The sequence below is a fragment of the Paractinoplanes polyasparticus genome, from assembly GCF_019710575.1.
In the GTDB taxonomy this organism is placed as follows: Bacteria; Actinomycetota; Actinomycetes; order Mycobacteriales; family Micromonosporaceae; genus Actinoplanes; species Actinoplanes polyasparticus.
Genome location: NZ_JAHWFK010000056.1, coordinates 87,762 through 100,094 on the forward strand (window position 1 = coordinate 87,762; position 12,333 = coordinate 100,094).

At 70.6% G+C, this 12,333-nt stretch carries 11 protein-coding genes; 3 read left to right on the plus strand and 8 right to left on the minus strand.

Going from position 1 to position 12,333, the window contains the following annotated elements; all coding sequences use genetic code 11:
- Positions 1 to 162: 162 nt before the first annotated feature.
- The 4 genes from KXC43_RS42390 to KXC43_RS42405 all read right to left on the minus strand — a co-directional run bounded on the left by KXC43_RS42390 (position 163) and on the right by KXC43_RS42405 (position 3,255).
- Positions 163 to 783: a DedA family protein gene (locus KXC43_RS42390; RefSeq protein WP_221381926.1), complete on the minus strand. Its 621-nt coding sequence runs from the start codon at positions 781 to 783 to the stop codon at positions 163 to 165.
- Positions 771 to 1,406, minus strand: a complete 636-nt coding sequence (locus KXC43_RS42395; RefSeq protein WP_221381927.1) for a DUF998 domain-containing protein — start codon at positions 1,404 to 1,406, stop codon at positions 771 to 773. Before KXC43_RS42395 ends, KXC43_RS42390 begins: the two co-directional genes overlap by 13 nt.
- Positions 1,407 to 1,519: 113 nt before the next feature.
- Complete coding sequence (locus tag KXC43_RS42400) at positions 1,520 to 2,710, minus strand: glycosyltransferase (protein WP_221381928.1); 1,191 nt, start codon at positions 2,708 to 2,710, stop codon at positions 1,520 to 1,522.
- A complete protein-coding gene (locus tag KXC43_RS42405) occupies positions 2,626 to 3,255 on the minus strand; it encodes a DedA family protein (RefSeq protein ID WP_221381929.1) in 630 nt (209 codons plus the stop codon). The genes KXC43_RS42400 and KXC43_RS42405 overlap by 85 nt, the downstream gene beginning before the upstream one ends.
- A gap of 148 nt (positions 3,256 to 3,403) precedes the next feature.
- Between KXC43_RS42405 and KXC43_RS52995 the strand changes: the two genes are divergently transcribed.
- Positions 3,404 to 4,570, plus strand: coding sequence for a sensor histidine kinase (locus KXC43_RS52995; protein WP_221381930.1), 1,167 nt, complete (start codon positions 3,404 to 3,406; stop codon positions 4,568 to 4,570).
- Positions 4,567 to 5,244, plus strand: coding sequence for a response regulator (locus tag KXC43_RS42415; RefSeq protein ID WP_221381931.1), 678 nt, complete (start codon positions 4,567 to 4,569; stop codon positions 5,242 to 5,244). Before KXC43_RS52995 ends, KXC43_RS42415 begins: the two co-directional genes overlap by 4 nt.
- 691 nt (positions 5,245 to 5,935) lie before the next feature.
- Here the strand turns inward: KXC43_RS42415 and KXC43_RS42420 are convergent.
- The 4 genes from KXC43_RS42420 to KXC43_RS42435 all read right to left on the minus strand — a co-directional run bounded on the left by KXC43_RS42420 (position 5,936) and on the right by KXC43_RS42435 (position 11,354).
- Positions 5,936 to 6,937, minus strand: a complete 1,002-nt coding sequence (locus tag KXC43_RS42420; protein ID WP_221381932.1) for an NAD(P)H-dependent glycerol-3-phosphate dehydrogenase — start codon at positions 6,935 to 6,937, stop codon at positions 5,936 to 5,938.
- 79 nt (positions 6,938 to 7,016) lie between these two features.
- Positions 7,017 to 8,987, minus strand: a complete 1,971-nt coding sequence (locus KXC43_RS42425) for an ABC transporter permease (protein ID WP_221381933.1) — start codon at positions 8,985 to 8,987, stop codon at positions 7,017 to 7,019.
- Positions 8,988 to 9,013: 26 nt separating this feature from the next.
- Positions 9,014 to 10,444 carry an extracellular solute-binding protein gene (locus tag KXC43_RS42430; RefSeq protein ID WP_255645759.1) on the minus strand — a complete coding sequence of 477 codons (1,431 nt, stop codon included), beginning with the start codon at positions 10,442 to 10,444 and terminating at the stop codon, positions 9,014 to 9,016.
- A gap of 139 nt (positions 10,445 to 10,583) precedes the next feature.
- Positions 10,584 to 11,354 carry an IclR family transcriptional regulator gene (locus KXC43_RS42435; protein WP_221381934.1) on the minus strand — a complete coding sequence of 257 codons (771 nt, stop codon included), beginning with the start codon at positions 11,352 to 11,354 and terminating at the stop codon, positions 10,584 to 10,586.
- 76 nt (positions 11,355 to 11,430) lie between these two features.
- Between KXC43_RS42435 and KXC43_RS42440 the strand changes: the two genes are divergently transcribed.
- Positions 11,431 to 12,270 carry a fumarylacetoacetate hydrolase family protein gene (locus KXC43_RS42440; protein ID WP_221381935.1) on the plus strand — a complete coding sequence of 280 codons (840 nt, stop codon included), beginning with the start codon at positions 11,431 to 11,433 and terminating at the stop codon, positions 12,268 to 12,270.
- Positions 12,271 to 12,333: the final 63 nt, after the last annotated feature.

A 12,333-nucleotide genomic window follows, 5' to 3' on the forward strand; every position in this document is an offset into this window, starting at 1 on the left:
GCGCAGCTCAAGCCGGCCACCCCCGCCACCACACTGCGACACAGGCGCATTCAACGAGCATGCCAGCCGCAGCCCCGCCCCAGCCGCGAAACAGACCTCAACGGGGAGCCGGCCTCGATGAATGGCAAGCCATGGTGGTACTGGACTCGCGGTTTCGCCTGATCACCGCGTCAGCTCGTGAACCTGTGGCGCTGGAAGGCCGTCCGCTACGGGCTTCCTCGACGGGCGGAAACGGCGGATCAGCTCGCCCAGCAGGGTGACTGCCATCGCTATGCCGAGGCCGGCCAGCAGGCCCATCGCCGGGTTGGACTCGAAGGCGGCGCCGCCCAGATATCCGACGAATCCCGAGTACGTGGCCCACAGCGCGGCGGCGACGGACGTGAACCCCGAGAAGCGGGCCAACGGGTAGCCGGTGGCGCCGGCTGCCGTCACCACCGCGGTGCGGCCGCCGGGAACGAAGCGGCCCGCGACGATGAGCGCACCACCGCGGCGGTGCAAGTGCGGGGCTATCCGGTCGGCGGCCCGGGCCAGCCGGCCGTGCGAGCGACGCCGGCGCAGCCACCGGCTGAGGCCGTAGCCCAGATGGTCGCCGGCGAACGCCCCCACCGCGGCCAGCACGATGACCAGCGGGAGTGCGGGAACGCCCGACACAGCGAAGACCCCGGCCGCGATGACGACGGTCTCCGACGGCACGATCGGCAGGACCGCGTCGAGCAGGGCGAGCACGAAGATGACGGCGTAGATCGCGGGAGCGGCCATCCAGCCCTCAATCAGCTCCAGCATTCCCGCTCCACCCCTTCGACCGCCCAGGCGCACAGGCCGACCACGACGAGCACGAGCGCCAGCAGGATGCGTTCGGCGAGCCCCGCGTACGGAAAGAGTTCGGCCCCGAACATGACGGCCGGCCCGTGGGCCGCGCCGAACGCCACGCAGGCGGCCAGCGCCGACAGCCCCGCCACACGCAGCCACCGGACGCGCCCCGCCTCCGCCCGCCCGTCTGCGTGAACCGGACCGGCCCGGCCCGCCTCCGCCCGACGACCGGCCGCCTCCACCACCAGTAGAGCGATCAGGGGCGGCAACGCTGCCAGCAGAGCCGCGGCGACCCGATGCACCACCGCGGCCACTCCGGGCTCCGTGCCCGGCAGGTTGGTCGGAAAGAACGCCACCGCCACCAGCGACGCGCACCAGACCCCGAGCAGCCAGCTGACCGCCCGAGCCCGGGGCAGCGCACGCCGCACCCCGGCGAGCAGCCACATCTCGCTGACTGCCAGGCCGCACGCCGCCACCATCAGCAACAGGGCGCCCGGCACGGTCCGCACCGCGTCGCTCAGCATCTCGTTCAGGGGGTCCGCGTTCCCGACAACCAGCAGCCCCACCCCGGCGACCGTGGACACCCCCAGGCTCACCCGCGAGTTCCGGAACCAGCGGTCACCCCGGCGAGCACGGGCCGGCTCAGCGTCGAGGGACCCGACAGGGGACGCGCCATTGCCCGGTGGGCGCTCGTGGGTCGTTGTGGCTGTCACGCTGCTGCCTCGACCGGGCGGGCGGGCGCCTTCCGGATCGCGTACAGCTGCTCGAAAGCCGCCACCGTCCGCGTCTCGTCGTGCTGCTCGGCGACGGCACGGGCCTTGCGGCCCATCCCCTGCGCGAGCTGCGGGTCGCAGAGCAGGGCGAGCAGGCGGCCGGCCAGGGCGTCGCTGTCGCCGGGCGGGAACAAATAGCCGGTCACGTCGTTCTCGACCAGGTGGGGCAGGGCCGCCGCGTCCGCCGCGACCACCGGGCGGGCGCTGGCCATCGCCTCGAGCGTGACCAGACTCTGCAGCTCGGCGGTGCCCGCGTTGACGAAGACGGTCGTGGCGGCGTACGCCGAAGGAAGGTCGGAATCGGCCACGTAACCGGTGAACGTGACGTGCTCGCCGACGCCCAGGCCCGCGGCCAGAGCGCTCAGCCCTCGCCGCTCGGCGCCCGCGCCCACCAGAACCAACTGGGCGTCGATGCTGCGGCGCACCGCGGCGAAGGCCCGGATCACGACGTCCAGGTTCTTCTCGGCGTCGAGCCTTCCCACGTACGTGATGGCCGGCTTGTCCGGCACGCCGTAGCGCAGCCGGAACTCCCCGGCCGTGGCCTGCTCGCGGAACCGGCTGAGGTCGACGCCGTTCGAGATCGGCAGCACCGGGCCCGGCACCCCGGCCACCGTGGCCAGCGCCGCCGCGTACGGCGTGGGCGCCGTGACGATGTCGGCCCGGCCCAGCACCCGTGCAGCGTCACGCCAGGCCCACCCGTGCACGCCCTGCCGGCCCGCGTCGCCGATCGGCAGGTAGTGCACGAGGTTCTCGGGCATGAAGTGGTTGGTCGCCACGACGAGCAGCCCGCGCTCGTTGGCGGCCTCGATCAGCGCCCGGCACAACGGGAAGTGGCTCTGCACGTGCAGCACATCCGGCTGCACCTCGTCGAGGATCCGCCGGGCCTCGGCCCTGAGCCCCAGCGGCGGGCAGAACCGGAAACCGGGGTGGCCCGGGATCGACAGCGACCGCACCCGGTGCTCGACGACGCCGTCGCGGGTCATGCCGGTGTGGCTGCGGCGGGTGGTCGACGGGACGGCGACGTGCACCTCGTGCCGGGCGGTCAGCGCCACGGCCAGGCGCTCGGCAAAGGCCGCGGCTCCGTTGACGTGGGGCGAGTAGGTGTCGGCTCCGATGAGGATGCGCATGCGATTTTTCCTTTGCTCCAGCGACGAATGGCGAGATGGACGAGCGCGACCGGCACAGCGACGACCGCGGTGAGCAGGAAGATGCCGCCGGGCCGCTCGAGCAGGCCGGTGAGCCGGCTGCCGAGCAGCGCGCCCAGGCCGATCAGGACCAGACCGCGTACGGCGGCAGTGGCCCCCACCCAGGCGGCGAACCGGCGGTACGGGATCCGGGCCATCCCGGCCGAGACGAAGGCGGGCAGGGCCACGACGTCGACGAGCTTGGCCGTGATGACCAGCCGTGGCAGTGGCATCGCGGCCAGCCGGTCGACCCGCAGCTTGCGCAGCAGGCGCGCCGCCCACGGCCGCCGGGCCCAGCGGCCGAGCAGGTAGAGCAGGCTGTCGCCCACCACCTCGGCCAGCACGACGATGACCCAGATCGGCCAGAACGCGGCCAGCCCGGCGCCGACGAGCGTGCCCGCGGCGATGGTCGCGCCCGGCCCCTCGATGAGCACGAGCGGGCCGAGCACCAGGTACGGGTGCTCCAGCACGGCCTGTGTCAGATCCATGCCGAGAAGACTCGGGGAAAGGTTCCGAACGGGGCGTCCGTCCGCGGGGCCCTTCCGCGTAGCTCCGTGGTAGGGGGTCCGGTGGCTCGCGAGCGGGACGCCGGCGCCGGATCCGGTGGGTAACGTCGCCGGTGTGGAGGTGGCGCGGGTGGAACCGGTGAGGCGGCTGTGGGTGCTGGTCGTGGGTGCGGCGGCCGGCTTCCTGCTGGTGGTCCAGTCCCTGCTGATGACCTCGCTCTACGATGTGCCGCTGCTGGTCTCGTACGCGGCCGCCACCGCCCAGTGCGCGGCTCTGCCGCTGGCGTTGCGCCGGCCCTGGCCCGCCCTCGTTCTGCAGCTCGGCGGGGTGACCACGTTCGCGTGGGTGCAGCCGGACGCCGACGGCCTGTGGCCGTTGAACCTGCCGGTCATGGTGCTGCTGATCGCGCACGTCGGGCTGATCGCGGCGACCCGGCCCTGGCGCGACGCCGTGATCACCTGGTGGGCCAGCGCGCTCGCGGGCATCCTGCTGGTGCTGGCCGACCCCCGCCGTCGTGCCCTCGACGACGCCGACGGCTCGCTGATCCTGTACGCCACGACCTCGGTGCTCGTGCTCTTCGGCATGATCGCCTGGAATCAGCGCGAGGCGGCCCGCCGTCAGCTGGCCGAGGCCTACCGTGACGTCGAGCTGGAGCAGGCGCAGCGGGCCCTCGTCGAGGAACGCAACCGCATCGCCCGCGAGCTGCACGACGTGGTGGCACACAGCATGTCGGTCATCCACATGCAGGCCACCTCGGCCGCGTACCGGATCAAGGATCTCGACCCGGAGTCGAAGGCCGAGTTCGGCCGGATCGCCGCGGGCACACGGGGCGCGCTGCGCGAGATGCGGCAGCTGCTGGCGCTGCTGCGCGACGAGGACGCCGAGAACGAACTGCGCCCGATGCCCGACCTGAAGCATCTGGGCGAGCTCGCCGATTCCGTACGCGGTGGAGGCGTCCCGGTGGAGCTCGAGGTGGCCGACGCCGACCTTCCCGACACGGTGGGACTGGCCGCGTACCGGATAGTCCAGGAGTCACTGAGCAACGTCGTGCGGCACGCGCCCGGCGCACCCACCCGCATCAGCGTCACCGTCGACGACGGCACCCTGGTCGTCGTCGTCGAGAACGACCTGCCGACCGAGCTGCCGCGGTCGATCGAGGAGTCCCCCGGCGCCGGTCACGGCCTGGTCGGCATGCGCGAGCGGGCCCGGCTCGCCGACGGCACGCTGCAGGCCGGCCCCCGCCCCGAGGGCGGCTACCGTGTCACCGCGACGTTCCCGCTGGAAGGCTCAGAATGATCCGTGTGCTCGTGGTCGACGACCAGCCGATGATCCGCGCCGGGATCCACGCGATCCTCGACTCCCAGCCCGACATGTCGGTGGTCGGCGAGGCCGAGAACGGCCGGATGGCGATCGATCGGGCCCGCACCCTGCGCCCCGACGTGGTGCTGATGGACGTCCGCATGCCCGAGCTGGACGGCCTGGCCGCCACCCGCGAGCTGCTGTCCGCGGCCGGCGACACCCCCAAGGTGCTGATGCTGACGACCTTCGACATCGACGATTACGTGTACGAGGCGTTGCGGGCCGGCGCGAGCGGCTTCCTGCTGAAGGACAGCGAACCGGAAGAGCTCATGCGCGCCGTACGCGTGGTGGCCAACAGCGAGGCGCTGCTCTCCCCCAGCATCACCCGCCGCCTGATCGAGAACTTCGTCGAGACCCAGCCCACCCCACCGGCGACGGCCCTGAACGCCCTGACCGACCGCGAACGCGAGGTCCTGCGCCACGTGGCGATGGGCATGTCCAACGCCGAGATCGCCAAGGAGCTGTTCATAGCCGAACAGACCACCAAGACCCACGTGAGCCGCATCCTGCACAAGCTGAGCCTGCGCGACCGCGTCCACGCGGTCGTCTTCGGCTACGAGAACGGCCTGGTCGCTCCCGGACGCCAACCCCGGCACCCGGGCCGGAGCTAGATCAGGCCGTCCAGGCTTGGACGACGTTGTCCGGTCCCAGATCAGATCGGCCGCTCCGACGGGAAGGTCAGCTCCCGAGCGGCTGACGACGACGAGGCCGCTGACGCCGGGTTCGAATCCCGGAATCATCGGAGCGTGCCGTTGCAGGTCGTCCAGGTGGCGCCGGTCGAAGGGGCCATCCTGCCACTTCATGGAACCGGCGAACGCGATGCTGGGCTTTGTGGACAGCGGCCGGTCGACGGCGAGGGTCTGCTTCTCATCGACGAGACGGTGCAGCAGTGGGGACAGGGTGCCCGAGCTGACCTGCCCCGCGCGGTCGCCGGCGGCCGCTGCGATGTTGCTGAACGTGCGGCCGCCCGTCCCACCGACCGCTTCCAGAACGCGCTTGGCAGTATCCGGGGCGGGGAACTCCGATGCCAGGGACTGCTCGGGAACGGTGAACAACGCCGAGGTCTTGTTGGCGATCTCCGCAGTCAGGAAGTCGGCCGGCGGAACGCCTGGCGACCATTCCAGGCAGATTCCCGAGCAACAGCAGCAGAACGGGCTTGCGGGAGATGAGCCGATCCCAAGCAGCCTGCACATGGCCGTCGAAGGTCGCATCCTGTTCGGAGATCCAGGGCATCTCATCGAGCACAACGGTCGCAGAGTTCCTGGACAAGCCGCGACTTCCCGATCTGCCGTCGAATCGGCGTCAGCCGGGGTCGGACTCGTGGCCGGCCGGGTGGGTACGCAGCAGGCCGTCGTAGGCGTGTTCGGCGGTGATGTCGCCGGTGACGACGCGGTGGATCGTGCGGGTGATGGGCATGGCCAGGTCGTGGCGGTCGGCCAGTTGCACCGCGGCGTGCACGGTTTTGACTCCCTCGGCGACCTGGCCCATCTCGGCGAGGATGTCGTTCAGGCTGCGCCCGCGGCCGAGTTGCTCGCCGACGTACCGGTTGCGGCTGTGCGGACTGATGCAGGTCGCGACCAGGTCGCCCATCCCGGCCAGGCCGGCCAGCGTGCTCGGCTCGCCGCCCATCGCGACCGCCAGCGTGGTCAGCTCGGCGAGCCCGCGGCTGATCACCCCGGCCCGGGTGTTGTCGCCGACGCCGAGGCCCTGGGCGATGCCGGTGGCGATCGCCACGACGTTCTTCAGCGCCCCGCCGACCTCGCAGCCGATCACGTCGTGGTTGGTGTACACGCGCAGCATGCCGCGGCGGAACACCCGCTGGAGCTCCGCGGCGACGGTGAGATCCTCCGTGGCGATCACGGTGGCCGCCGCCATGCCCGCCATGATCTCCTTGGCCAGATTGGGCCCGGTGAGGGCGGCGGCCGGGTGCCCCGGCAGCACGTCCTTGATCACTTCGGTCATCCGCAGCAGCGAGTCGCGCTCGAGCCCCTTGCTGAGGCTCACGACCGGGATCCACGGATGCAGGTCCGGCCGCACCCGCTCCAGAGTGGCGCGGAACGCCCCCGTGGGCACGCCGACAACGAGCAACTCGGCGTGCGCGGCCGCCTCGGCGAGGTCGGCGGTGGCCCGGAGCCGGTCCGGCAGCGGAAACCCTTCGAGGTAGCGGTCGTTGGTGTGCTTGGCGTTGATCTCGTCGGCCGCGGCCGCGCTGCGCGCCCAGATCAGCGATTCGTGGTCCCGCCGGGTGAGGACGGACGCGACCGTCGTACCCCAAGAACCCGCGCCCAGCACGGTGATCCGCATGGTTTCCCTCTCCCGGCCCGGCGTGAGGCCACCGGGTGCGAGTCGAGAATACGGTGACCGGCCCCCTGGTGGGGGCCGGTCAGCCCTTCACGGCGCCCGCGGTGAGTCCCTCGGTCAGGAAGCGCTGGCCGAACGCGTACATGACGACGACGGGGATGCTGACGAGCAGCGACGCCGCGGCGAGCTGGCCCTGGGGCACGACATCGCCGGCGATCATGGACTGCATCCCCACGGGCAGCGTCTTGAACTCGTCCTTGGTGATGAAGACGAAGGCGAACAGGAACTCGTTCCAGGCGTTGGTCAGGGTGAACAGCGCGACCGCCAGCAGTCCCGGCTTGGCCAGGGGCAGCACGACCCGGCCGAACGCCTGGACGCGGGAGCAGCCGTCGACCAGCGCGGCCTCCTCCAGCTCGGCCGGGATCGACGAGAAGTAGCCGGCCAGCAGCCAGGTGGCGAACGGGATGGTGAAGGTCGGGTACGTCACCACGAGCGACCACAACGAGTCGGTGAGCCGCACCCCGATGAGCAGCTGGTACAGCGGGATGAACAGCAGCGCCCCGGGCATCACGTAGGTGAGCAGCACCGTGACGGTGAAACCCTGCGCCCCGCGGAAACGTAGGCGGGCCAAGGCGTATCCGGCCAGCACCGCGCAGATCAGGGCGACCACAGTGGACGCGGCGGACACCAGGATGGTGTTGAGGTACCAGCGCCCGAACGGCTGGTTGGTGAACAGGGCGGTGAACTGCTCGAAGCTCCACGGCGTGGGCCACAGGTCGTTGACGCGGGAGACGACCTGCCCCTCGGTCTTGAAGGCCGTGACGGCGATCCAGTACATCGGGCCGAGCACGAACGCCAGCAACCCGAACGTCGCAACACTACGACCCACATTGGACACTGCCGACGACGTACGGCGTCCTCCCCGCGCCTGGAGCCCGGAGACCACCCGGCCGACCCCCGCCGCGATCAGCATGAACACGCCGAGCAGCACGGCCGCTTTCCAGAAGATCTGCGGCGATGCCCAGGCCAGCGCGATGGTGACCATCGCCGTGATGATCCACGGCACGGCCTTGCGCAGGGCTCCGGGTGGCCGGTAGGGCCGGTTGATCAGGTCCGGTCTCAGCAGCCGGACCAGGTAGAACACCAGCCCGCCGATGACCGGCAGCATGACCAGCGTGACCGCCGCCCCGGCGCCGAACTGCAGCTGCAGGATGGCCTTGGAGTAGGCGATGAGCACGTACGGCGCGGTCACGTCGCCCGGCCCGCCCTGGGTCAGCAGCCAGATCAGGTCGAAGTTGTTGAACGTCCAGATCGACGACAGGGTCACCGTCACCGTGATCACGTGCCGCAGCCCGGGCAGCGTCACGTGCATGAACCGCTGCCAGGCCGAGGCGCCGTCGATCGTCGCCGCCTCGTACTGGTCGCTCGGGATGGCCTTGAGCCCGGCGAGGAAGCAGATCGTGAAGAACGGCACGCCTTTCCAGACGTTGACCAGGATCACCGACGGCATCGCCAGCGACGTGTCGGACAGCCAGCCCGCGGGCCAGCTGTCGATCAGGTGTGCCGACGCCAGCAGCTGCCCGATTCCGGAGGCGCCGAGCAGGGAGTTGACGCTGCCGAAGATCGGGTCGAGCAGCGAGCGCCAGCTGAACGCCGTCACGACCGTCGGCACCACCCACGGCACGAGCAGCAGCCCGGTCAGCAGGGCGCGGCCACGACGCTGGTTGTGCAGCAGCAGAGCCGCCGCCAGTCCGAGCACGACCTTGAAGATTTCCGCGTACGTGGTGAAGACGAACGAGTTGATGACACCCGTACGGAATTGGTCGTCGCCGATCAGGGCGGTGTAGTTGTCCAGGCCGACGAACACGTTGTCGGAGCCGTGCCGTTCCGTGGTGCTGGTGATGATCGACCGGCCGATCGGCAGCAGCACGAGCACCCCGACGAGGACGGCCGTCGGCGCCAGGAACAGCGTCGACAGCCGCCAGTCACGACCCAGCCGCCGCTGGGCCGGCGTGAGGGAGCCCGGCCCCGGCGGCGGGGCTGACCGCTTCACCGGGGCCGGGCCTTGGCGAACCGTCCTCACTGGGGCAGCCCCTGCTGGCTGAAGATCTGCACCATCTTGTCGTGGGCCGACTTGACGGCCTGCGCGGGCGCCGTACCCTGCACGACCTGCTGCATCATGTCGGTGAGGACGTAGGCCGCGACGACGGCCTGCTGCCCGGCGCTGGCCTTCTGCGGGAACTCCAGGCCGTTCTTGGTCTTCAGCGGCAGCGGCTGCTGCGACAGCGTGCGCACCATTTTGAAGGCCGGGTCACCGCCGGTGAAGTACGGGTCGGCGTCCCACACCTTCTCCCAGGCCGGCATGACCAGGCCGGGCGCCTCCTTGGACACGCCGACCAGGGCGGGCGCGGTGATCAGGTACTGCGCCAGGAGCTTGGCCAGCGGGGCGTTCTTGGCGCCCTTGAAGACGGTGAAGCCCTGCGACTGGCCGAGCAGCAGCGACTTGTCCGTGGCCGGGCCGATGCAGTCGGAGAAGACGTGCGTGTTCTCGTAGACCGGGTTCTTCTTGGTCTTGGAGTCGGCGTACACGCTGAAGCTGTTGCGGGTGTAGCCGAGCACCCCGGCCAGCCAGTTCTCGTTGTTGCTGGTGTCGGTCCAGCTGGCCACGCCGGGCGGCAGCATCGGCTTGTACTTGGGGTTGGTGTAGATGTCGCCCAGGAACGTCACCGCCTGTACCGTCTCGGGCGAGTCGAAGGTGACCTTCCGGCCGTCGTTGGCGGCGATGGCCCCGCCGTACGAGTTGATCAGCGCCTCGATCATGCCGTTGCCGTCGCCGGACCGGTTGACCATCATGCCCCAGCCGTACCGGCGTTTGCCCGGGTCGGAGATCTCCAGGCACACGTCGCGCAGCTCTTCCCAGCTGTAGACGTCCTTGGGCGTGAGGCCCTTCTCCTGCATCCAGTCCTTGCGCAGGAACGACCCGATCCCGATGAAGTGGTAGGGAATCGCGTACCACTTGCCGTCGAAGACGCAGAAGTTCTTGGCCTCCGCGCACGGCTCCCCGTACTTGGCCGTCAGCGCCTTGACGACGTCCGTCACGTCCTCGAGGTCGCCCAGCGCGTGGAACTGCGCGATGAACCGCGAGTCGGTCATGAAGGCCAGGTCGCGCGCCACGCCGCCCTTGACCTCGGCGTCGATCTTGGCGACCACGTCCCCCGCGTCGGCCTGGACCAGACTGTTCTCGATCTTGGAGCCGGTCGCCTCGGCGAATTTCTTGATCGAGCTGTCGAGCGCGTCGTTGGCCGCCGTCGAGTACAGCTTCTGCGACAGCAACCCCATCGAGGTGCCCTTCAACGACGCCGCGGCGTCGAGCAGATCCTTCGGAACCTCCGGCTGCACGGAGGTGCTCGATGAGGACGTGCCCCCGCACGCGGCCAGGCCGGCCGCGCCGAGCACCCCCACGCCCATCCCCAGGAAATCGCGCCGGGTCCGCAAAATGTCGCCCCCCATGGTGTCGCCTCCTTGACTCGCGCCGTTCGAAATACCGAACTCTGTTCGAGATATCGTATGGAGTGGACGCGACGCTAGAGCAGGACCGTGAGGGGTGTCAATGTTTCGAAGCGGTTTCTGGCCCGGAGCGGCAAGCGGGCTATCGAGGCGGCGCCGACCAGCCCATGCGGGCCGACAGCGTGGCCGCCCCCTCGCGGACGAGCTCGGTCCACTCCACATGGGCCTGCGGGGTCCAGCGGATGATCGGGGCCGAGACGCTCATCCCGGCGATGATGACGCCGCGGTGGTCGCGGATCCCCGCGGCGACGCAGCGCATCGCCGTGTCGGACTCGCCGGCGTCGATGGCGACACCCTCGGCCCGTACGCGCTCGAGTTGTTCGCGCAGGCGGTCGGGGTCGGTGATGCTCTCCGGCGTCATGCCCGGCAGCACGCCCTTCGACAGCACGGCGTCCAGGGTCGCCCGGTCGAGGCCCGACAGCAGCACCTTGCCGACCGCCGTGCAGTGGGCCGGCAGCCGCCGCCCGACCGCGGAGACCATCCGGACGGGGTGAATGCTGTCGACCTTGACGAGATAGATGACGTCGGCGCCGTCGAGCACGGCCACGTGAACCGCCTCGTTGCAGGCGGCAGCCACGTCCCGCGTGACGGACTGCGCCTCCCGGACCAGGTCGAGCCGGCCGGCGAACGCCGCGCCGAGCTGAAAAAGCGGCATCCCCAGGCGGTACTGCACCGGCTGACCGGGCACAGAGATCAGGTAAGCGCGGTCGACGAGCGTGACCAGCAGCTCGTGGACGGTGGTGCGGGGCAGGTCGAGCCGCTCCATCACGTCGCGGGCCGACAGCTGGGGGCGTTCGAGAAACAGCTCGAGAATGTCGAGCGCGCGGACGACCGCCGGTACTGCACGAGGCATTCCCAGAGCGTAGCCGCGCCCCCCGGGCGCCCCCGTTCCGGCCTGTTTGCGCACCTCACACACCTAGGATGGTCAGATGTCGATGTCCCTGTACCGCCTGCGGAACGGCAACGAGTCGCGCTGGGCGGTGCGCGCCGACGGCGAATGGCGTGAGCTCGGCGTGACGCTCGCCGATCTGCTCGCCCGGCCGCTCGACCAGGCGCGCTCCGCGGTCGAGGCGGCCGCCCGCGTCATACCCGGCGGGGACGCGCTCCCGCCCGTCGACCACCAGGAGGTGTGGGCGGCCGGCGTCACCTACCTGCGCAGCCGCGACGGCCGCAAGGAGGAGTCCGGGCACGGCTCCCTCTACGACGACGTCTACGACAGCGACCGCCCCGAGCTCTTCCTCAAGTCCAGCCCGTGGCGGGTGGTCGGCGACGGCGACGCCGTCGGGATCCGCGCCGACTCCGGCTGGGACGTCCCCGAGGCCGAGATCGGCCTGGTGCTCAACTCGGCCGGCGAGATCTTCGGCTACACCCTCGGCAACGACATGAGCAGCCGCTCGATCGAGGGCGACAACCCGCTCTACCTGCCCCAGGCGAAGATCTACGACCGCTCGTGCGCCCTGGGCCCGGCGATCGTGCCGAGCTGGGCCATCCCTCCGGGCCCGTTCGAGATCGGGCTGCGAATTCTGCGCGAGGGCAAGGAGGCGTACGCCGGCACGACCTCGACGTCGTCGATGGCCCGTAGCTTCGACGACCTGGCCGGCTGGCTGTTCCGGGCGCTGACCTTCCCGACCGGCGCGGTGCTGTTGACCGGAACCGGCGTCGTCCCGGACGCCGGCTTCACCACCCAACCGGGTGACACCATCGAGATCACGTCCCCGGCCCTGGGAACGCTGACCAACCCCGTCATCACCGTCGGAAAGGACGGCTGAACGAGGCACGGCACCCGTGCTGCACCCGTGGGATGACCGGGTGCGCACCCGCACGGGCCGATG

Excerpts from the sequence above, each read along its gene's own strand:
- KXC43_RS42405 (WP_221381929.1), bottom strand. The coding sequence starts at position 3,255 with ATGGATCTGACACAGGCCGTGCTGGAGCACCCGTACCTGGTGCTCGGC.
- KXC43_RS42430 (WP_255645759.1), bottom strand. The coding sequence starts at position 10,444 with ATGGGGGGCGACATTTTGCGGACCCGGCGCGATTTCCTGGGGATGGGC.
- KXC43_RS42390 (WP_221381926.1), bottom strand. The coding sequence starts at position 783 with ATGCTGGAGCTGATTGAGGGCTGGATGGCCGCTCCCGCGATCTACGCC.
- KXC43_RS42420 (WP_221381932.1), bottom strand. The coding sequence starts at position 6,937 with ATGCGGATCACCGTGCTGGGCGCGGGTTCTTGGGGTACGACGGTCGCG.
- KXC43_RS42440 (WP_221381935.1), top strand. The coding sequence starts at position 11,431 with ATGTCGATGTCCCTGTACCGCCTGCGGAACGGCAACGAGTCGCGCTGG.
- KXC43_RS42435 (WP_221381934.1), bottom strand. The coding sequence starts at position 11,354 with ATGCCTCGTGCAGTACCGGCGGTCGTCCGCGCGCTCGACATTCTCGAG.
- KXC43_RS42400 (WP_221381928.1), bottom strand. The coding sequence starts at position 2,710 with ATGCGCATCCTCATCGGAGCCGACACCTACTCGCCCCACGTCAACGGA.
- KXC43_RS42415 (WP_221381931.1), top strand. The coding sequence starts at position 4,567 with ATGATCCGTGTGCTCGTGGTCGACGACCAGCCGATGATCCGCGCCGGG.